The 18,862-nt window shown below is 74.1% G+C and carries 18 protein-coding genes and 4 tRNA genes; 11 read left to right on the top strand and 11 right to left on the bottom strand.

What is annotated here, in order from left to right:
• The first annotated feature begins 149 nt into the window (after nt 1-149).
• Nucleotides 150-914 (top strand): M50 family metallopeptidase, encoded by a 765-nt coding sequence (locus EYB28_RS03930; RefSeq protein ID WP_166845015.1) that lies wholly within the window; start codon nt 150-152, stop codon nt 912-914.
• A 79-nt stretch (nt 915-993) separates the two neighbouring features.
• On the opposite strand, the gene EYB28_RS03925 is transcribed toward EYB28_RS03930, so the two are convergent.
• On the bottom strand, nt 994-1,278 hold the full coding sequence (locus EYB28_RS03925) for an iron-sulfur cluster biosynthesis family protein (protein ID WP_166845014.1): 285 nt from the start codon (nt 1,276-1,278) through the stop codon (nt 994-996).
• Between the two features lie 239 nt (nt 1,279-1,517).
• Between EYB28_RS03925 and EYB28_RS03920 the strand changes: the two genes are divergently transcribed.
• Nucleotides 1,518-1,593 (top strand) — tRNA-Lys (locus EYB28_RS03920).
• 26 nt (nt 1,594-1,619) lie between these two features.
• On the opposite strand, the gene EYB28_RS03915 is transcribed toward EYB28_RS03920, so the two are convergent.
• Nucleotides 1,620-3,278 (bottom strand): mechanosensitive ion channel family protein, encoded by a 1,659-nt coding sequence (locus EYB28_RS03915; RefSeq protein WP_166845013.1) that lies wholly within the window; start codon nt 3,276-3,278, stop codon nt 1,620-1,622.
• A 47-nt stretch (nt 3,279-3,325) separates the two neighbouring features.
• The gene (locus EYB28_RS03910; RefSeq protein ID WP_166845012.1) at nt 3,326-3,907 is read right to left on the bottom strand and encodes an antibiotic biosynthesis monooxygenase; all 582 of its coding nucleotides are present in this window, start codon (nt 3,905-3,907) and stop codon (nt 3,326-3,328) included.
• Nucleotides 3,908-4,146: 239 nt separating this feature from the next.
• Between EYB28_RS03910 and EYB28_RS03905 the strand changes: the two genes are divergently transcribed.
• On the top strand, nt 4,147-5,559 hold the full coding sequence (locus tag EYB28_RS03905; RefSeq protein ID WP_205710834.1) for a D-alanyl-D-alanine carboxypeptidase family protein: 1,413 nt from the start codon (nt 4,147-4,149) through the stop codon (nt 5,557-5,559).
• A gap of 56 nt (nt 5,560-5,615) precedes the next feature.
• On the opposite strand, the gene EYB28_RS03900 is transcribed toward EYB28_RS03905, so the two are convergent.
• On the bottom strand, nt 5,616-5,960 hold the full coding sequence (locus tag EYB28_RS03900) for a metallopeptidase family protein (RefSeq protein WP_166851644.1): 345 nt from the start codon (nt 5,958-5,960) through the stop codon (nt 5,616-5,618).
• A gap of 102 nt (nt 5,961-6,062) precedes the next feature.
• Between EYB28_RS03900 and EYB28_RS03895 the strand changes: the two genes are divergently transcribed.
• From EYB28_RS03895 to EYB28_RS03875, 5 genes are all read left to right on the top strand, one after another.
• Nucleotides 6,063-6,135: transfer RNA gene (locus EYB28_RS03895), tRNA-Glu, on the top strand.
• Nucleotides 6,136-6,272: 137 nt separating this feature from the next.
• A tRNA-Asp gene (locus EYB28_RS03890) sits at nt 6,273-6,346 on the top strand.
• A 51-nt stretch (nt 6,347-6,397) separates the two neighbouring features.
• A tRNA-Phe gene (locus EYB28_RS03885) sits at nt 6,398-6,470 on the top strand.
• Nucleotides 6,471-6,898: 428 nt separating this feature from the next.
• Complete coding sequence (locus EYB28_RS03880; protein ID WP_166845010.1) at nt 6,899-7,318, top strand: phage holin family protein; 420 nt, start codon at nt 6,899-6,901, stop codon at nt 7,316-7,318.
• A complete protein-coding gene (locus EYB28_RS03875) occupies nt 7,315-7,632 on the top strand; it encodes a DUF3618 domain-containing protein (RefSeq protein WP_166845008.1) in 318 nt (105 codons plus the stop codon). The genes EYB28_RS03880 and EYB28_RS03875 overlap by 4 nt, the downstream gene beginning before the upstream one ends.
• A gap of 36 nt (nt 7,633-7,668) precedes the next feature.
• On the opposite strand, the gene EYB28_RS03870 is transcribed toward EYB28_RS03875, so the two are convergent.
• A complete protein-coding gene (locus EYB28_RS03870; protein WP_166845007.1) occupies nt 7,669-7,875 on the bottom strand; it encodes a BldC family transcriptional regulator in 207 nt (68 codons plus the stop codon).
• A 396-nt stretch (nt 7,876-8,271) separates the two neighbouring features.
• Here EYB28_RS03870 and EYB28_RS03865 point away from each other — a divergent pair, with 396 nt between their 5' ends.
• The gene (locus EYB28_RS03865; protein WP_166845006.1) at nt 8,272-8,469 is read left to right on the top strand and encodes a DUF3073 domain-containing protein; all 198 of its coding nucleotides are present in this window, start codon (nt 8,272-8,274) and stop codon (nt 8,467-8,469) included.
• 91 nt (nt 8,470-8,560) lie between these two features.
• Here the strand turns inward: EYB28_RS03865 and purM are convergent, their stop codons facing one another.
• Together purM and purF are read right to left on the bottom strand one after the other, a co-directional pair.
• Nucleotides 8,561-9,667, bottom strand: a complete 1,107-nt coding sequence (purM, locus tag EYB28_RS03860) for a phosphoribosylformylglycinamidine cyclo-ligase (RefSeq protein WP_166845004.1) — start codon at nt 9,665-9,667, stop codon at nt 8,561-8,563.
• A gap of 70 nt (nt 9,668-9,737) precedes the next feature.
• On the bottom strand, nt 9,738-11,285 hold the full coding sequence (gene purF, locus EYB28_RS03855) for an amidophosphoribosyltransferase (RefSeq protein ID WP_166845003.1): 1,548 nt from the start codon (nt 11,283-11,285) through the stop codon (nt 9,738-9,740).
• An 81-nt stretch (nt 11,286-11,366) separates the two neighbouring features.
• Here purF and EYB28_RS03850 point away from each other — a divergent pair, with 81 nt between their 5' ends.
• Nucleotides 11,367-11,936, top strand: a complete 570-nt coding sequence (locus tag EYB28_RS03850; protein WP_166845002.1) for a TetR family transcriptional regulator — start codon at nt 11,367-11,369, stop codon at nt 11,934-11,936.
• 92 nt (nt 11,937-12,028) lie between these two features.
• Nucleotides 12,029-13,489, top strand: a complete 1,461-nt coding sequence (locus tag EYB28_RS03845; RefSeq protein WP_166845000.1) for an FAD-dependent monooxygenase — start codon at nt 12,029-12,031, stop codon at nt 13,487-13,489.
• 30 nt (nt 13,490-13,519) lie between these two features.
• Here the strand turns inward: EYB28_RS03845 and EYB28_RS03840 are convergent, their stop codons facing one another.
• From EYB28_RS03840 to EYB28_RS03825, 4 genes are all read right to left on the bottom strand, one after another.
• On the bottom strand, nt 13,520-13,882 hold the full coding sequence (locus tag EYB28_RS03840) for a hypothetical protein (RefSeq protein WP_166844999.1): 363 nt from the start codon (nt 13,880-13,882) through the stop codon (nt 13,520-13,522).
• Between the two features lie 87 nt (nt 13,883-13,969).
• The gene (locus EYB28_RS03835) at nt 13,970-16,633 is read right to left on the bottom strand and encodes an ExeM/NucH family extracellular endonuclease (RefSeq protein ID WP_166844997.1); all 2,664 of its coding nucleotides are present in this window, start codon (nt 16,631-16,633) and stop codon (nt 13,970-13,972) included.
• 162 nt (nt 16,634-16,795) lie between these two features.
• Nucleotides 16,796-17,170: a sterol carrier family protein gene (locus EYB28_RS03830; protein ID WP_166844996.1), complete on the bottom strand. Its 375-nt coding sequence runs from the start codon at nt 17,168-17,170 to the stop codon at nt 16,796-16,798.
• A gap of 72 nt (nt 17,171-17,242) precedes the next feature.
• Nucleotides 17,243-18,742, bottom strand: coding sequence for an RNB domain-containing ribonuclease (locus EYB28_RS03825; protein ID WP_240930375.1), 1,500 nt, complete (start codon nt 18,740-18,742; stop codon nt 17,243-17,245).
• Nucleotides 18,743-18,862: the final 120 nt, after the last annotated feature.

The raw sequence follows: 18,862 nt of genomic DNA, 5'->3' as shown, positions 1-18,862 counted from the left end.
GCGCAGCCACCACGACCATTCTCGCACGTCGGGGGCCTGGCCGGGCGAACGAGTGCCGCACCTCACGTCAGGATCGGCTCCGCGGGGACGCCGAGCGGCGCCCGAGCCGCCGTCGCGGTCCCGGCGCGGGCTCAGGAAGCCGTGGTGGAATGGCCGCCGTGGACGACTTCCTCGCGACCACCGGCGACGTGCTGACCCGGATCTGGACGGCGGCGACCACGCCCGTGGACCCGCCGGCGCAGACGATGGTGCTCGCCGCGGGCCTCGCCGCGCTCGCCGTCGTGCTGGTCACGCCGGTGTGGCGGGTGGCGCGGCACGTCGTGACGATCGCGCACGAGGGCGCGCACGCCGTCGCCGCCATGGTCACCGGCCGGCGCCTCGACGGGATCCGCCTGCACTCCGACACGTCGGGCCTCACGGTCTCGGCCGGACGCCCTCGCGGTTTCGGCATGGTCGTGACCGCGTTCGCCGGGTACGTGGGCCCGGGCCTCACCGGGCTCGGCGCCGCCTGGCTGCTGCGCCAGGGCTACGCCGTGGGGCTGCTGTGGCTCCTGGTGCTGCTCCTCGCCCTGATCCTGCTCAAGATCCGCAACTGGTTCGGCCTGTGGTCGGTGCTGGTCAGCGGTGCGGCCCTGGTCGGCGTCTCCTGGTGGCTCGACCCGACCACCCAGTCGACCGTCGCGTACGCGGTGACGTGGTTCCTCCTGCTCGGGTCGGTCCGCCCCGTGCTCGAGCTGCAGACCCAGCGGTGGCGCGGCAAGGCCAGGCGGTCCGACGCCGACCAGCTCGGCACCCTCACCAGCACGACCGGCATCGTGTGGGTGGGCGTCTTCCTGGTCGTCACCCTGGGCTGCCTCGTGCTGGGCGCCACCTGGATCCTCGAGCCGGCCGGGCCCCTGCTCCCGATGACGTAGCCCCCGGACGACGCGAGGCCGGGGCGACACCGTCCCGCGGTGTCGCCCCGGCCTCGCGCCGAAGCCTGGTCGTGCCCCGTCAGGCCTTCGGGGTGAGCACGAAGCCCGGCCCCTGCGCCTCCGGGTCGGTGTCGAGCGTGAGCGTGTCGAGGGCGGGCGCCGCCTGCGCCTCGACGAAGACGTGGGTCGCACCGGAGTCGTCGGCGACCTGGTCGTCGTCCTGCGGAGCCGGAACGAGCGCGAGCTCGAAGTTGCCCGGCTGCCCGGCGGACTGCGCGATGCGCAGGCCGCCCTCGGCAGGAACGCCCGCCTGCTGGGCGAGGTCCTCGACGGCGGTCCGGGCGTTGTCGGTCACGGTGAGCATGGACGTTCCTCTCGTCGGTCCTTGCGAACCTCTCCACGGAATCAGCCCGCGGGGGCCGAACGCAACGGCAAGACACGATCGGGACCGGATCTCCCGGTGGGTGAGACCGCATGTGACAGCCCCATCCCGGCCCGGATAGGTTGCCCTCCGTGGCCGGATCGTGACCTCGAGGGTCCCCTCGGTCCCGCCGCCCGGGCGCCCCGCGTACGCTGTGCGTGCCGCCGCGCCCGCGCGACGACGGCCCTCTAGCTCAACTGGCAGAGCAGCGGACTTTTAATCCGCGGGTTCAGGGTTCGAGCCCCTGGGGGGCCACCACGCTCCACGCCCTGACCTGCGCGACCTCAGCCGCCGTCGCCGTCGCCCCCGTCGCGGCCGTGGCCACCCTCGCCCGGGCCGTGGGTGACGCCGCCCTCGCCGGAGTCGGGGGCCACGCGCGGCGGCCGGCCCCGCCCCCGCTCGTCCGGCTCGTCGTCGAGGTCGTCGTCCGGGTCCTCGCCGCGGTGCTCGGCCGCCGTCTGCTCACGCTGCTCGATGACGTCCTCGCCGGGCCCGTGGAAGTACCGGGAGCGCGCCTCGGCCTCGGCGGAGCCGCTGAACAGCGCGGACCGTTCGGCGGTGCTCGCCGGCTGCTCGTCGTCGACCACCGGGATGACGACGGTCTCGTCGGCGCCGGCGCGCCGCTGCGTCCCGGTGCCACGCTCGAACGCCTCGATGAGGACGGTCTGGTCCTGGCGGCGGAGCGCGCGCGGGTCGGCCGAGCGGACCGTCGATCGGACCGGCGCCGGGAGGTCACGCTCCCGCAGCGACTCGCGCGCGGGGACGACCGCCGGGGCCGTGGGGGCCGCGGGCTCCGCGGCTCCGGCGGGGACGTCCTCGCTCTCGTCGCCCCCGGCCGCCTCGTCCTCGTCCGGCTCGACGGGCGCCGGGAGCGGCTCCGCGCCCTCCAGGCGCGTCCGCGGCAGCGCGGCCGGCGCCTCGCGCTGCAGCCACTCGATCAAGCCCTCGCGCACGTAGCAGCGCAGGTCCCAGATGCTGGGCGCGTCTGCGGCGCTCACCAGGGCGCGCACCCGGACGCTGCCACCGACGGCGTCCGTCACCTGCAGCACACCGGTGCGGTGGTCCCACAGCGAGGACGACTCCAGCAGCCGGTCGAGCTCCGCGCGCAGCGCGCTCATCGGCACCTGGAAGTCCAGGTCGATCTCGACCGTGCCGAGCAGGTCCGCCGCGCGGCGGGTCCAGTTCTCGAACGGCGTCGTCGTGAAGTAGGTGCACGGCAGGATGAGACGGCGGTCGTCCCACGCGTGCACGACGACGTAGGTCAGGGTGATCTCCTCGATGCGCCCGAACTCCCCGTCCAGCACGACGACGTCGTCCACGCGGATCGCGTCGGTGAACGCGATCTGCATCCCGGCGAACGTGTTCGCGAGCGACGACTGCGCGGCGACGCCGAGCACGATCGACAGGAGGCCCGCGGAGGCGAGGATGCTGGCCCCGGCGGCCTGCATGGTCGGGAACGTGAGCAGGACGGCGGCGACGGCGCAGATCACCAGCACCGCGACGGTGATTCGCCGCACCAGGTTGACCTGGGTCCGCACCCGCCGGGCGTGGCGGTCGTCCGCCCGGTCGCCGGAGAACCGGGCCAGCGTCCGGTCCTCGACGACGAACGCCGCCGCACCCACGAGCCACGCCACCGAGATGATCGTGGCGATGAGCAGCGCGTGGCTGACGAGGTCGAACCAGGGTTCCTCGCGGTCCGCCGTGACGTGCACGGCGACCCAGATCGCCACCACCATGAGCACGGCGCGCATCGAGCGACGCATCCGCACGGCCATGTCGCGCACCAGCACGTTGCGGCGTCCCAGCCGCCGGATCAGCACCGACGCGACCGTCGCGAAGAGGTACGCGGCGACGAGCGCACCCGCCGCCCAGGCGATCGTGACGGCGAGGCTGGCCGTGGCCTCCACCGTCTGGTCGAGGTCGGGGTCCGTGTCGGCGAGCATGTCCCCACACTAGGAACCTTCGGCCGGTCCGGCGCTGCGAGAGAGGGTCAGCCGCGGCGGCCGGGCGCGTGCAGCCAGCCGGACAACCTGCCCGTGACCCACGGCAGCACCCAGAAGGACATGATCGGCGTGAGCACGAGCGTCGAGGCGAGCACGCGCAGCACCACAGGAAGGCCCGCGAAGGCCGGCAGGAGCCAGCCCACCAGGGCCGTGAACGCGAGGTTGACGGGGAAGAACCCGAGCCAGATCGCCACCGACTGCTTCCAGCGCGGCGGGGCCGAGAGCAGCGGCGGCCCCGTCGGCTCGTCCTGGCGTACCGGAGGGTCGAACCAGCCCTCGATCCCGGTGCGGCGCTCGACGCGGCGGTCCTCGACGAGGTCGGCGCCCTCGGCGAGCCACCGCTGCCGCTCCGCCGACCCCTCCCACGCCTCGAGCCGCTCGGCGTCGGCGAAGCGGTAGAGCATGATCCAGTCGGCCGAGCCCTCGGCCGCCCGGATCCACCCGGAGCCGAGGAACCCGTCCCAGCGGTTCGCGAGGCGCACCCCCGACTGCACCCACGCCGTCACCTCGGGCATGCGGTCGGGGCTGACGACGCGGTGGATCGCCACGGTCACCGGTGCGGAGCTCATCGCAGCAGTCTTGGTGCTCGGCCGCCGCCCGGGCGCGGTCACCCGCACGCCCGGGACGGTGCGTCCCAGCATCCGGATGCGGCGGGCGACGTGCCCGCCGTCCACCCGGGATGTCCCGGCCTTCACACGTCGGTCGCGCGGTCCGCACCAGATTCGTGTCCGTTGGTCAACCCATCGGTCCGGAACACCCCTCGGCCTCGACCACGATGGATGAGCCCCCGAGACCCCAGGACCCCCACGTGACCCACCACGAGATCACGCGCGCCTCCGAGCACCACCCGGACCGCGGCGCCGATCACGCGACGAGCGCCACGCCGGAGCACACCCCGCTCCCGCGCCGTCGCGACATCCACCACCCCACCCCGTCGCGCCCCCGGCGACACTCCCGACGTGGCCTGCCCGTCGCCCTCACCGTCATGGCGCTGTCCACCGGCATGGCGACGGGGGTGGCGGCCGCCGCGACCGGCGGGCAGACGCCGGAGGCGACCTCCGTCGGCCCCACGACAGCCACGACCGTGCGGACGGGCACGCTCGGCGCCACCTCCACCGGTGCCTCGACGGAGGCGGTGGCCGACGCCCAGGCCGCCCTCGCCCGCGCCAAGGTCGTCGCCGCCGACTCGCTGGCCGTGACCCGCAAGGAACGCAAGCGGATCACGCGGCTGGCGGGCCAGGTGCGCGAGCTCGTCGCCGGCTCCCCGTCCGGGACACGGACGCAGCACGCCGCCTCGCGCTCGACCGAGCGCGAGCCGCTCGACCAGCGCGCCGACGACCGCGGCGCGAAGCCCGAGCCGGACGCCGCGTCCGAGAAGCCGCGCGACACCGCCGGCTCGGGCGCCGCCTCCGCCCCGGACGGGGCCGGCGACACGAGCGGCGCGGGCACCGAGCCCGGCACCACGATCGACACCACGCCTCTCGCGCTGCCGGCCGAGGCCGACCTGACCACCGAGGTCGTCGACGTCGTCCCCGAGACGCTGGAGGCTCCCGTCATGGCGCCAGTGCCCGCCGACGGGGCGGGGCCGCGGGCCGGCAGCACGCCGGACCGCGCCGACGGCGCGTCGTCCCGCACGGGCGCCGGGCGGACGGAGCTCACCGCCGCCACCCGCGACCTCACGGCCGTGCTGAACAAGGCGCAGGGCACGGACACCGGGATCGAGCCGGCCCCGGCCACCCCCGCCGAGATCCTCGCCGCGCAGGTCCGAGCCGCCCGTGACGCCGCTTCCATGCTGGCGCGGCACGCCGACGACACCGCCGGCTACGAGAACGGCCGCATCCCGGGCGGAGACCTGTGCGAGCTGTCGTTCGCCCCGGGCGAGTCCCTGCGGTGCGACGCCGCGGAGCAGCTCGAGCGGCTCGACACCGCCTTCCGGGCCAGGTTCGGCGCGCACCTCGACATCCGGGACTCCTACCGGTCGTACGACTCGCAGGTCGCGGTCAAGGCCGCCAAGGGTTACCTGGCCGCCGTCCCCGGCTACTCGAACCACGGCTGGGGCGTCGCCGTAGATCTCAGCGGCGGGGTGCAGTCCTTCGGCAGCGCGCAGTACGCGTGGCTGCGCGAGAACGCCCCGGCGTTCGGCTGGGACAACCCCGGCTGGGCGCGGTCGGACGGCCGCAAGCCCGAGGCGTGGCACTGGGAGTACACGCCGCTGCGCTGACGCCGTCGCCCGGGCGGCTCGGGACGACGGGCCGGGCAGCCGACCCGGGCGACGCCTCAGGCCCAGCCGAGCTCGTGCAGCCGCTCGTCGTCGATCCCGAAGTGGTGCGCGATCTCGTGCACCACGGTGACCGCGACCTCCTCGACGACGTCGTCCCGCGTCTCGCAGATCGCGAGGGTCGGGTAGCGGAAGATCGTGATGCGGTCCGGCAGGGCGCCGGCGGCCCAGAGGTGGTCGCGCTCCGTGAGCGGGACACCCTCGTACAGCCCCAGCAGCTCGGGCTCGTCGGCGGGCGCCTCGTCCTCCACGAGCACGACGACGTTGTCCATCATCCCGGTCAGGTCCTCGGGCACCAGGTCGAGGCCGTCGCGCACGGCGTCCTCGAAGTCCTCGCGGGTCATCTCCACCACGGGCCCATCCTCCCGTACCGACCGGCGTGGCACGCCTGGCCCATCCCCGTGGCGAGGCACGCCACGGGGATCGGTATGCTGGCCGGGTCCAGAGCCCCCATCGTCTAGCGGCCTAGGACCCCGCCCTTTCACGGCGGTAGCACGGGTTCGAATCCCGTTGGGGGTACGTCCCACGGCGTTCCGACGCCGTGGAACAGCGTGACTTCGCTGGTCAGGAGCCGATTTCCGGATCTCCTCGACCATGGGGTACGCTTCTTCTCGGCTCGAAACGAGCTTCTCGGCAGGGAGTCATCTCCCCGCCTAGGCCCTGTAGCGCAGTTGGTTAGCGCGCCGCCCTGTCACGGCGGAGGTCGCGGGTTCAAGTCCCGTCAGGGTCGCGCATGATGCGCCCGGTACGTCGGTCACGGCGCTCCGGGCTTTCGTGTCAGGGCTCTGTAGCTCAGTTGGTAGAGCGTTCGACTGAAAATCGAAAGGTCACCGGATCGACGCCGGTCGGAGCCACAGCAAAGAACCTCCGGAACCACCACGGTTCCGGGGGTTCTTCGTTTCCGTCGGCCGGCCTGCCAGCCGGGGCGGTTAGCGATTGAGTTAGCGAACTCCACCATTCACCCGGCGGCCTCCCGGCCGAGGTCGTCAGCACGAGGGAACCACGTCCGTGCGGCAGCTCAACTGTGGAAACATCCGCCTGTTAGGCTCGCGCCGGGCCGTCGGGGGGCTCGATGATCGAGGGGCCGGATCGACGCCGGTCGGAGCCGTCGCCGCAACCCCCGGGGCCTCGGGCCACGGGGGTCTCGTCGTCTCCGGACCTGTCGGAGGCCGGTGCCCGGCCCGTCGTCGACACCCTTCCGGCGTCCAGGAATTGCCGGGACCAGCAGGTACGGGTTGAGTGGGACCGCACAGACGATCGGATCGCAGGATCGGAGCAGCCGATGACGGACTGGGACGACGGGCGCACGCCACCGCCCGCCGACGAGCCGCCCACGATGGGCACGCTCATGGAGAAGCTCTCGGAGCAGGCGACGCGGCTCGTGCGCGCCGAGATCGCGCTCGCGAAGGCCGAGATGGCCGACAAGGCGAAGCGGTCGGCGATCGGCGTGGGGTTGATCAGCGTCGCCGTCGTCATCGTCCTGTACGCCGTGGGGGTCCTCATCTGGGCCGGGATCATCGGCCTGGCCGAGGCGTGGCCGCTCTGGCTCTCGGCGCTGGTGGTCGGCATCTTCCTGGTGCTGGTCGCGGGCCTCGCCGTGGCGGTCGCGGTCTCGCAGCTGAAGCGCGCCGCCCGCCGGCCGGAGACGGTCGACCGCGTCAAGGAGGACGTCGCGACGATCAAGGAGGGGATGAAGCGGTGAGCGAGCCCACCACGCCCCAGAACGGGACGCCCGCACCGAGCAAGCGCGAGCTCGAGGACGAGGTCGCGCGGAGCCGCGCGGAGCTCGGCGACACCGTCGACCAGCTCGTCACCCGGCTGTCGCCGTCCTACCAGGCGGCGCAGCTCGCCCGGTCCACCAAGCAGGCGGCGGCCGACGCCGGCTCGTTCGTCACCGGCGGGGGCCTGCCCGACACCTCCCCGCGCCGGAGCCGGAACGTGAAGATCCTGCTGGGCGTGGTCGTCACCGGCATCGCGGTGACGACCGTCGCCATCGTCCGCGCCGCACGTCGCTGAACCGCGGCGGCCACGCCCCGGCGGGGTGACGGCACGTCACTCCTCCGGGTGCGCCTCCTCGGACGCGGCGCCGAGCAGCGCACGCACCTCGGACTCCTTGTAGCGACGGTGCCCCCCGAGCGTACGGATCGACGAGAGCTTCCCGGCCTTCGCCCAACGCGTCACCGTCTTGGGGTCGACCCGGAAGAGGCTGGCCACCTCGGCGGGGGTCAACAGCACCTCCGACTCACCGTGGAGCGACATCCTGCACCTCCTGGATCGTGGCCGTCCCGGGCGGCGCCCGGTAGTTCTCGGCCTCGTTCTTCCATTGTGGGCAGAAAGTGGGATTGAGGCGACTTGGGATACCGGGTGGTTTTCCGCCCGGAACGCCCGGGCCTCGCCCTCGTGACCCGGCGGCGGCGCAGGGAACCGCGCCACCGCGTGCTGACCGCGGCAACGGACGCGTCAGATCGTGATCCGGGACACGTCCGGCCGCCGAGAGGCCTGATCGGGGTGTTCCGATCGTCACGGCACGCGCTGCGGAGTGGAGAGAATGGTGGCGGAGCATGTACCGTTGTGATCTGAACAGACGATACTTACGCACGGGGCCGCACGTCTGCGACGGTGCCGCCCCGCTCCTACGTTGAGGGGGTCGGAGCCATGGGCCGCGGCCGTCAGAAGGCAAAGCAGACCAAGGTTGCTCGCGCGCTGAAGTACTACAGCCCCGAGACGAACTACCACGCGCTCGAGCAGGAGCTCAAAGGTAGCGGTCATACGGACGTCGCCACGGAGGACCGCTATGCGGCCGACGACGACGAGTACGACAACACCTACTCCGCGTGGAACGACGAGCGCTGAGGCGCCTCCCCTGAACCGCGGACGAAGGGCCGGACGGCAACGCCGTCCGGCCCTTCGTCAGTGCGTGTGACCGGTCATGGTCGCGCGGAGGTCACCGGTGGTCCCCCACCAGGCGGACGGCACCCCCGTCGACGCCCTTGGTGCCGGAGACGAGGTCCTCGGCGGACGCCGCGAGGTCACGGTCCTCCACGGTCCCGAGCACCCAGGCGGACACGCCACGCGCGGCCAGCACGGCCAGGGCGGCGTCGGCGCTCTCCGCGCCGACCACCGCGACCATGCCGACGCCGAGGTTGAGCGTGTTCTCCAGGTCCTGCCGCGGCACGCCGCCGAGGTCGCGCACCGTCCGGAACACGGCGGGCAGCTCCCACGTCGCCCGGTCCACGGTCGCGACCGTCCCGGTGGGCAGCACGCGGGCGAGGTTGGCCGCCAGCCCTCCCCCGGTGACGTGGGTGACCGCGTGCACGTCGGCGCCGGCGTCACCGGCGAGCGCGAGCACGTCCCGGGCGTACACCCGCGTCGGCTCCAGCAGCTCCTCGCCGAGGGTCCGACCGAACTCCTCCACGTGCCGGTCGAGCTCCCAGCCGGCCTGGCGCACCACGGCCCGCACCAGGGAGTAGCCGTTGGAGTGCAGCCCGCTGGAGGCCATCGCGACGAGCACGTCGCCCGAGCGCACCCGCTCGGGGCCGAGCACCGCGTCGGCCTCGACGATGCCCGTCGCGGCACCGGCGACGTCGTACTCGTCCTCGGCGAGGAGCCCCGGGTGCTCCGCGGTCTCGCCGCCGACCAGCGCCGTCCCGGCCACCTCGCACGCCTGGGCGATGCCGCGCACGATGTCCGCGACCCGCTCGGGCACGACCTTGCCCGTGGCGATGTAGTCGGTCATGAACAGCGGCTCCGCGCCGACCACGACGATGTCGTCCACGACCATGCCGACGAGGTCGAAGCCGATCGTGTCGTGCTTGTCCATGGCCTGGGCGATCGCGACCTTGGTGCCGACGCCGTCGGTCGAGGTCGCGAGCAGCGGCTTGCGGTAGTCGCGGACCGCCGAGAGGTCGTAGAGACCCGCGAACCCGCCGACGCCACCAAGCACCGCGGGGCCGTGGGTGCGGCGCACCGCGTCCTTCATGAGCTCGACCGCCTTGTCGCCGGCCTCGGTGTCGACGCCGGCCGCGGCGTAGGTCAGGGGTTCGTTCGTCACTCGTGCTCCAGCGGTGTCGGGGTCGGGCCGGGGCCCGCGGTGGCCGACGCGTCCGCGGCCACCGGGTGGGTCAGGGGTGGTCGAGCGCGGTGGCCCCGCCGGCGCCGACGGCGACCTGCCTGAGGCCGTCCTCCGGGGCCCCCAGCGGCAGCTCGGCCTGCTCGAGCAGGTGCTTGCCGAGCTGGTCGGCGGTGGGCAGCTCGATCGGGTACTTGCCCGTGAAGCAGGCGGCGCACAGCTGGGAGGCCGGCTGCTCGGTCGCGGCGATCATGCCCTCGGTGGAGATGTACCCGAGGGAGTCGGCGCCGAGGGACTGACCGACCTCGTCGACGGCGAGCCCGTTGGCGATGAGCTCGGCGCGGGAGGCGAAGTCGATGCCGTAGAAGCAGGGCCACTTGATGGGCGGCGAGGAGATCCGCACGTGCACCTCGGCGGCCCCCGCCTCGCGCAGCATCCGGATCAGTGCGCGCTGGGTGTTGCCGCGCACGATCGAGTCGTCCACGACGACGAGGCGCTTGCCGCGGATGACCTCCTTGAGCGGGTTGAGCTTGAGCCGGATGCCGAGCTGGCGCAGCGTGTCGGACGGCTGGATGAACGTGCGCCCCACGTACGCGTTCTTGGTGAGGCCCTGCCCGAACGGGATGCCGGACTCCGAGGCGTACCCGACGGCAGCGGGGGTGCCCGACTCCGGCGTCGGGATCACCAGATCGGCCTCGACGGGGTGCTCGCGCGCCAGCGTCCGGCCCATCTCCACACGGGAAGCGTGCACGGAGCGGCCGTTGATCGTGTTGTCCGGGCGCGCCAGGTACACGTACTCGAACACGCAGCCCGCACGCTCCGGCGTCGCGAACTTCTCCGAGCGCAGACCATCGGCGTCGATCATGATCATCTCGCCGGGCTCGACGTCGCGGACGTAGGAGGCCCCGACGATGTCGAGAGCGGGCGTCTCCGACGCCACGACCCAGCCGCGCTGCAGGCGCCCCAGCACGAGCGGGCGCACGCCCTGCGGGTCGCGCGCCGCGTAGAGCGTGCCCTCGTCCATGAAGACGAGCGAGAACGCGCCCCGCAGCCGCGGGAGCACCTCCAGCGCGGTCTGCGCGAGCGTGTGGTCGGCGTCGCCGGCGAGCAGCGCCGTGATGAGCGCCGTGTCGGTGGTGTTGCCCCGCGCGAGCTCGCCCCGGCGCTGCGCGCCGTACCGCTCCGCCACGAGGTTCACGAGCTCGGCGGAGTTCGTGAGGTTGCCGTTGTGCCCGAGGGCGACGGTGCCGCCGGCGGTCGCGCCGAGCGTCGGCTGGGCGTTCTCCCAGGTGACGCCGCCGGTCGTCGAGTAGCGGCAGTGCCCGACGGCGAGGTGTCCGGTCAGCGCGTCGAGGGCGGTCTCGTCGAAGACCTGGGACACCAGCCCCATGTCCTTGTAGACGAGGATCTGCTCACCGTTGCTGGTGGCGATGCCCGCGGACTCCTGGCCGCGGTGCTGCAGGGCGTACAGGCCGAAGTACGCGAGCTTCGCGACCTCCTCGCCGGGGGCCCAGACTCCGAAGACGCCGCAGGCGTCCTGGGGGCCCTTCTCGCCGGGCAGGAGGTCGTGGGACAGGCGGCCGTCGGGGCGCAAGGGCATGGGTCGAGTATCCCACAGCACCCCGGCGGCCAGAGCTCGCGGCTCGGACCAGGTCAACAACCGTTGACATAGACTCGGGCCATGAGACGATCCTCCGCGCAGACGAAGGCAGGCATCCTCGCCGCGGCCCGCGAGCGGTTCGCCGCCGACGGGTACGAGAGGGCGACGATCCGGGCGATCGCCGCCGCGGCCGGCATCGACCCCTCGATGGTGATGCGCTACTTCGGCTCCAAGGACGGGCTGTTCGCCGCCGCGGCCGAGTTCGACCTGCGACTGCCCGACCCCCGCGACCTTCCGCGCGACCAGGTGGGCGCAACCCTGGTCCGGCACTTCATGCACCGCTGGGAGGCGGACGACGCCCTGCAGATCCTGCTGCGCACGGGGGTGACCAACCAGGCCGCGGCAGAGCGGCTCCGGACGGTGTTCGTCACCCAGCTCACACCGACGATCGCCGCGCTGACCGGTGCCGCCGGCCCCCTCGGCCAGGCGGAGTCCCGGGCCGCCCTGGTGGCGTCCCAGATCCTCGGGATGGCCCTGTGCCGGTACGTCCTGCGCCTCCCGCCGGCGGTCACCATGACGGACGACGACGTCGTCGCCTGGCTCGGCCCCACCGTTCAGCGCTACCTCACAGGCGACGCTCCGGCGACATGATGCCAACAATCGTTGACTTCGTGTGGACAGCCGCCCTATCGTGATGCCTACAAGCGTTGGCCAACGCTGGTAGGCATGAAGGAGGGGTCACGATGTCGTCCACCGTCACCACCACCGACGTCCTCGTCGTCGGCGCGGGACCCACCGGCCTGCTGCTGGCCGGGGACCTGGCCGAGGCAGGCCTGTCGGTCGTGCTCGTCGAACGCCGCCCGGCCCGGACCAGCAACCTCTCCCGGGCGCTCGTCGTGCACGCCCGGGCACTGGAGCAGCTCGACGCCCGCGGCATCGCCGACGACGTCGTGGCGCTCGGGCACCCGGTCCGCCGGCTCGCGCTGTTCGAGTCGGCCACGCTGGACCCGACGCGGCTGCCCACCCGGTACCCGTTCGTCCTGTTCGTCCCGCAGTACGAGGTGGAGAAGGTGCTCCGGCGCCGCGCAATCGAGGTCGGGGTCGACATCGTGCACGAGACCGAGGTCGCCGGGATCGAGCAGGACCAGGACGGTGTCACGGCCCGCACCCACGACCGGGACGGCCGCCCGGGCACCTCGTACCGGGCCCCCTACCTGGTCGGCACCGACGGGGTGCACAGCACGGTCCGGCGGGCGATCGGCCAGCCGTTCCCCGGCCGGACCATCCTCAGCTCGCTCGTGCTTGCCGACGTCAGGCTGAGCGAGCCCCCCGACCGCCCGTTCGTCGTGAACGCCGTCCCGGACGGTTTCGCCCTGCTCACCGAGATGGGCGGCGGGCTGCACCGGGTGACCGGCTGGAACCGCCACCACCTGCTCCCCGACGACGCGCCGCTGGAGGTGGACGAGGTCGCGGAGCTGCTCCGGATGAACTTCGGGACCGACCACGGCATCGTCGAGGTCCCGTGGCGCTCCCGGTTCCACAGCGACGAGCGCCAGGCCCCCGAGTACCGCGTCGGGCGGGTGTTCCTCGCCGGCGACGCCGCGCACGTGCACTCGCCGGCCGGAGCCATGGGCATGAACACCGGCCTCCAGGACGCCACCAACCTGAGCTGGAAGCTCGTGGCCGTGCTGCGGGACGGCGCCGACGACGGCCTGCTGGACACCTACCAGCAGGAGCGGCACGCGGTCGGCACGCTGGTGCTGCGGATGAGCGGGACGCTGGTGCGCGCCGCCCTGCTGCACCACCCTCTCGCCCGGCTCCTGCGGCGTGCGGCAGGGACGGTCGTCAGCAACGTCCGCCCGCTGGCCGACAGGGCGGCGTCCATGATCACCGGGATCGGTATCGCCTACCGCGCCCCTCGCGGCGCGCACGAGCTGACCGGGCGGCGCGCTCCCGACCTCGAGCTGGCCGACGGGCGCCTGAACGAGCTCCAGCGCGGCGGCCGCTTCGTGCTCGTCACGCCGGCCGGCCAGGAGCCCGACGTGCCCGCGAACGTCGTGCGGACGCACTGGACGGGCGCCCGGCGCACCACCGTCCTCGTCCGCCCCGACGGCTACGTCGCGTGGGCGAGCGACCGGCCCGACGAGGACGGACTGCGCGCCGCCCTGGCCACCTGGGCGGGCACGGCGAGCAGCCCGGTCTGACCCGCTCGGAGGCCGAGGCTGTCGGCGCGGTCAGCGCCGCCGGAGGCTCCGCCGGTCCGCGAGGATCGCGAGCAGGCCCGAGACGAGCAGGCCGAGGGTGGTCGTCGAGGCCACGATCACCGTCACGTAGACGCCCGGCTTCTCGAGCGGGAAGTCGCCCTGCGACGGGTCGACCTGGCCCACGAGCCAGGTGCCGAAGATCAGGCCCGCGGCGAGACCGACGACGGCACCCATCGTGAGGAACGCCCCGTACCGCGGCGCGCGCCGCACCTGCCTCGGGTCGACGAGCAGGTGCTCCTCGGGCTCCGGCCGGTCGTCGTGCGGCTCCTCCGACGGGGCGGGCTCGGTGGGCTCCGGCGTCGCGTCGGGGTTCTCGGAGGGCGTGCTGCTCACCCCTCGAGCCTAGGTCACGCGCACGGGCGCCGGGGTCACGCGTGCCGCACCGGCCACGTGACCCCGGACACCTGGCCTCGGGGACGCTCAGCGCGGCGTCACGACGCTCCAGGGACCGTTCCGCCTGGCTCCCGGCTCCTTGCCGTGGTTGGGGCGGGTCGCCCGGTACACGGTGCCCTCGTAGCGCACCTCGTCACCCCACCAGTAGCGGGTGCCGCGGTCCCAGGCGGCCACGGACGGCTCCAGGTCGAGCCCGACGAGCAGCGGATCGTGGTCGGACGACCGGAAGGGCGACGTGTCGTACAGGATCGTGGCGTTGTACTCGTACCGGCTGTACTCGTTTGCGACCGGCTCGACGGCGTTGACGTTCCAGACGTCGGCGCCGGTGACCCGCGCGGCGGCCGCGGGCGAGGCGAGCACGTGGTCCAGCGACCCGACCATGCCGCCGAACACGTAGGTGTGCTCCCCCGTCGCCGGGCCCAGGTCGGTGTACCCGGAGTCGGTGAGGACGGCGATCGGGTCCTCCTGCTCGTAGGCGTTGAAGTCCCCGACCAGCAGGACGGCGTCCGTGCCGGCGTCCGCGGCCACGTCGTCGGCGAAGTCCGCGAGCGCCGTCGCCTGGCGCACCCGCGACTCGTTCGAGGCGCCCTGGCCGTCCCCCGAGTCCTCGTCGCCCGGCCAGGGGCCCGCGGAGCCCTTGGACTTGAGGTGGTTGGTGATCACGACGACGTCGTCGCCGGGGTCGCTGTCGACGCCGCCGGCGGGCTGGAACGTCTGCGCGAGCGGCTCGCGGGCGTTGCCGAACGCCTCGGAGCCGAGCAGGATCCGCGACTCCCCCACGGGCTCGGCGTCCGCGATCCGGTACACGAAGGCGTTGCGGATGACGTCCTCGTCGGCCGGGACGTCGGCGGGCGAGCCCACGTACGCCCACGTCCCTGCGCCGTCGTGCGCGTCGAGGGCGTCGACCAGGTCGGACAGCGCCTGGTCGCGATCCTTCCCGAATGCCGCGGAGTTCTCGATCTCCTCCAGGGCGACGACGTCGGCGCCGAGCGCCGAGATCGCGGCGACGATCTTCGTCTCCTGGCGCTCGAGGTTCTCCGCGTCCGCGGCACCGCGCGCGAGGCAGCCGCCGCGGACGCTCACCGGGTCGCCGTGCCGGTCCGTGTAGTACGTGCAGCCGTCGAGCTGGTCGCCGGTGGTCGCGAAGTAGTTCAGCACGTTGAACGTGCCGACGGTGAGCGTGCCGCCGACGTCCTGCGGGGCGGGCTCGCGGGTGTCCGCGAACGTGGCGGGCTGCGCCCGGTCGGCGACGTCCGGGGTGAGCTGCTGCCGCGGCTGCAGGCCCCACGCGTCGTAGCGGTAGTCGAGCACCACGGGACCGGTGAAGGTCACGGCGGCGCCGACACGCAGGGGGTCGCCGGCGGTCAGCCAGGGCAGCGGCTCGTCCTGGTGCGACGACGACAGGTAGTCGACCGACGCTCCGTCGTCGAGCTGGACGGCGCGCGCGGCGTTGTCCGCGGCCTGGGTCGCGGCCTCCGCGGAGCCGGGCCGGCCGACGGAGGTCGGCTGCACGAGCGGCGCGTCGCCGGCCGCGAGCCCGACCGTGCCGTACCGGTTGGTGGCGTAGTTGTCGGTGACGGTGAAGTCGCCCTGCGGCGCCAGGAGCATGCCCTCGAGGGCCTCCCGCTCGGCGTCGGTCGCGGGCCACGGCGTGGCGAGCGGCTCGACGGCGGCCGGCTCGTCGAGCACGGTCCACGCCGAGGCGGTGACCTCGGTGAGACCGTAGTGCTCGCCGACCGTGCCGGTGACCTCGACGTGGTCGCCGACGGCGAGCGCCGCGGCGGCGGCGCGCGAGTAGACGAACACGCCGTCGGACGCGCCGGGCGTGGCGTCGTCGTCCGGGTCCCCGCCGGTGCCGGCGGTCTGCAGGTAGAGCCCGTCGAACCCGCCGGTCGGGTAGGCGGCGGTGACCACGCCGGTGGTGGTGACGGTGGCGCCCTCCAGCGGCGACGTGTGGCCGGTGCCCTGGATCTCCGCGATCGTCGCCGGCTCCGCGGGCTCGGGGTCCGGGTCGGGCCCCGGCTCGGTACCGCTCGCCGTCGGCGTGGGCGCGCCCGTGACGAAGTCGGCCGCGTTGTCCGCGGTGTGCGCGTGGTCGACGCGGGCCACCGACGTCGCGTTGGTGGTGGCGGGCGCCGGGCCCGACCCGGCGTACGAGGTCGCGCGGTCGCCCCAGCCGACGAGGTCGACGACGTCGGGAACGGCGGCGCAGTCGGCGCCGGCGCAGGTGATCCGGTCGGTCGATCGCACGAGCGCGACCTTGGCGCCCGAGCCGGACATCGCGATCGCCCCCTGGACGTCGGGGGTCGGCAGCGGGGGCTGCGTGTCGTCCGCGCCGGCGGCCTGGCCGATCAGGTACGACCCGCCAGCGGGGATCTGGCCGGCGAGGTCGGTCTGGGCGCCGTTCGCCCAGGTGCCGGTGGCGGAGGCGTACTGGACGGACCAGCCGGCGAGGCTCACGGGCTCGTCGGTCGGGTTGTACAGCTCGACGAAGTCCTGGGCGTAGGCGCCGCCGCTGTTGCCTCCCCCGCCGTAGACCTCGTCGATGACGACGGGGGCGTCGGCCGAGACCTCGGCCGCGGCGGTGGGCGCGACGGTGACGGCCGCGGGGACGACGGCGCCGGGGACGACGAGGGCGGCGGCGACGGTGGTGGCCGCCCTGCGGCGTCGGGACGGTTGGGTGCGGGTCACGCTGACTCCTTCGGCCGGTGGCGTGGTGGTGCCACCCCAGCAGACCGGTGTGAACCGGTGCTGAACCGCAGGCCACGGGACGACGTCGTCCCGCCGCCCGACCGCTGCCGGGGGTGTGCCGAACGTAGCGAACGCCGCCGACACGCGCCTACCGCGCGGCCCTCAGGAACGGTCGCGCGCCGCCTGCAGCGGGAGCAGCGCGGACAGGTCGGCGCGCTCCCCCGACGCGCTCACCGTCCCGGAGGCCGCGGCGTCGGCCCACGTCAGGCGCCCGGTCGCGAGCGCGAGCCACGTCTCGACGTCCGTCTCCACCACGTTCGGAGGAGTCCCGCGGGTGTGCCGCGGCCCGGCGACGGCCTGCACCGCCCCGGCGGGAGGCACGCGCACCTCCACGGCGTTGCCGGGCGCGACGTCGGCCAGCTCCTCGAGCGTGAACCGCACCGCCGTCGTCGTGGTGCGCCGGTCGGTCTCGCCGGCCAACCAGGCGGCCACCGCCGCGCGACCCTGCGCCGGGTCGGTCCGTCGTCGTGCAGGCATGGCCACAGCGTATTCCGGTCGGTGGCACGGTCGGTGGCACGGTCGGGGGCACGGCGGCCGGGCACCGAGGTCTCAGGCGAGGGCGAACCGCACTCGGCGGTCGGCCACCGAGGCCTCCTTGAGAATCACGTCGACCCGCTGCCCCAGCGGCAGCCCGGCGCCCTCGAGCGGCGCGCGCACCGCCGGGTCGCGGAGCATGACCTCGCCGCGCCCGACGCCGTCGTCCGGGGCGTCGTCGACGTCGACGACGACGCCGCTGAACCGTTCGCCCACGCGTCCCTCGAGCAGGGCTGCCTCGACCACGTCCACGCAGCCGCGCTCGAAGCGGGAAGCGCGACGGGCGGTCGTCGCCATCGTGCCCGGCAGCTCCGGCAGCGCGTCGCGCACCCAACCGGGCACGGGCCGCCCCGCCGCGTGGGCCAGGCAGACCTCGGTCGCGTACCGGTCGGCCAGGCGCCGCAGCGGCGCGGTGACGTGCGCGTACTCGGCGGCGATCGCCGCGTGGGCGGCGTCGGCCGGCAGGCTCTGCTCGGCCCCGTCCCCACGCACCCCGAACGCGAGGTACCCGGCACCGCGGAACAGGGACGTGGCCTCCGCGAGGAACGCCGCATGGGCGGGCTTTCCCGACTCCAGCGTCCGCAGCACCTCCGCGTAGGGCACGCCGTCGGGCCAGGTCACGCCCAGCGCCGCGGCCACGCCGTGCAGCCGCGCGACGTCGCGCGGCTCCGGCTCCGGGAGCGTCCGCAGCAGGCCCACGCCCGCGTCCCGCATCATCGCCGCGGCCGCGATGCCGGTGAGCAGGGAGATCTGCGCGTTCCAGCCCTCGACCGGCAGCGTGCGGCGCATCTCGATCGCGAGGCCGCCGTCGGGGCCCGGCACGACCTCCTGCTCCGGCACGTCGAGGGAGACCCCGCCGCGCGCCCGCTCACGCTCCTGCCGCAGCCGCCCCACGTCCGCGAGCAGCGTCAGCGACTCGGGGGCGAGGCCGGCGTCGAGGCTCGACTGCGCCTCGCCGTACGTGATGCGCGCACGCGAGCGCACCAGCGCCCGCGTCACGGCGGCGCTCGTGATCTCGCCGCTCGGGTCCAGCGCGATCGTCCACAGCACCGCGGGCCGGTCCTGGTCCGGCAGCAGGCTCGCCGCCCCGGTCGAGAGCACGGGCGGGAGCATCGGCGTGCGCACGTCGGGGCCGTAGACGGTGGCGCCGCGCCGGTGCGTCTCGGCGTCCAGCGGTCCGTCCGGCTCGACGAACGCCGCCACGTCCGCGATCGCGTACCGCACGATGTAGCCGCGGCCGGACGACGCCACGTGCACCGCCTGGTCCAGGTCCATCGAGCCGGCGGGGTCGATCGTGACGAGCTCCACGTCGCGCCGGTCGGACCGCACCGGGTCCTTGCGGCCCCCGGTGATCGCGGCCGGCGGCCGCCCTCCGGACCGCGCCGCCTCCTCGGCCTCCGCGCGGACCTCCGCCGGGAACATGGACGGCACCCGGAGCTCGGCCCGCAGGGCGGCGAGCGCCCCGGTCACCTCGTCAGGACCGGAGCGGGTCAGATGCAGCAGACGCGACGGCACGTCACCGACGGTAGCCATGCGGGTCGCCCGACGCGCGGCGACACGGCGCGGCACGACGCGGCAAGGCCCTGGGGCGGCACTGTGCACCCGTCTTCGACAGGGGTGTACGAAGCCAGATAT

It is taken from the genome of Isoptericola sp. BMS4 (assembly GCF_011634835.1).
In the GTDB taxonomy this organism is placed as follows: Bacteria; Actinomycetota; Actinomycetes; order Actinomycetales; family Cellulomonadaceae; genus Isoptericola.
The sequence above is the reverse complement of the archived record's forward strand: the minus strand, read 5'-3'. Positions and strand labels throughout refer to the sequence as shown.

Coding starts and splice junctions, on each gene's coding strand:
- EYB28_RS03930 (WP_166845015.1), top strand. CDS start 150: ATGGCCGCCGTGGACGACTTCCTCGCGACCACCGGCGACGTGCTGACC.
- EYB28_RS03925 (WP_166845014.1), bottom strand. CDS start 1,278: ATGCTCACCGTGACCGACAACGCCCGGACCGCCGTCGAGGACCTCGCC.
- EYB28_RS03915 (WP_166845013.1), bottom strand. CDS start 3,278: ATGCTCGCCGACACGGACCCCGACCTCGACCAGACGGTGGAGGCCACG.
- EYB28_RS03910 (WP_166845012.1), bottom strand. CDS start 3,907: ATGAGCTCCGCACCGGTGACCGTGGCGATCCACCGCGTCGTCAGCCCC.
- EYB28_RS03900 (WP_166851644.1), bottom strand. CDS start 5,960: ATGACCCGCGAGGACTTCGAGGACGCCGTGCGCGACGGCCTCGACCTG.
- EYB28_RS03880 (WP_166845010.1), top strand. CDS start 6,899: ATGACGGACTGGGACGACGGGCGCACGCCACCGCCCGCCGACGAGCCG.
- EYB28_RS03870 (WP_166845007.1), bottom strand. CDS start 7,875: ATGTCGCTCCACGGTGAGTCGGAGGTGCTGTTGACCCCCGCCGAGGTG.
- EYB28_RS03865 (WP_166845006.1), top strand. CDS start 8,272: ATGGGCCGCGGCCGTCAGAAGGCAAAGCAGACCAAGGTTGCTCGCGCG.
- purF (WP_166845003.1), bottom strand. CDS start 11,285: ATGCCCTTGCGCCCCGACGGCCGCCTGTCCCACGACCTCCTGCCCGGC.
- EYB28_RS03850 (WP_166845002.1), top strand. CDS start 11,367: ATGAGACGATCCTCCGCGCAGACGAAGGCAGGCATCCTCGCCGCGGCC.
- EYB28_RS03845 (WP_166845000.1), top strand. CDS start 12,029: ATGTCGTCCACCGTCACCACCACCGACGTCCTCGTCGTCGGCGCGGGA.
- EYB28_RS03830 (WP_166844996.1), bottom strand. CDS start 17,170: ATGCCTGCACGACGACGGACCGACCCGGCGCAGGGTCGCGCGGCGGTG.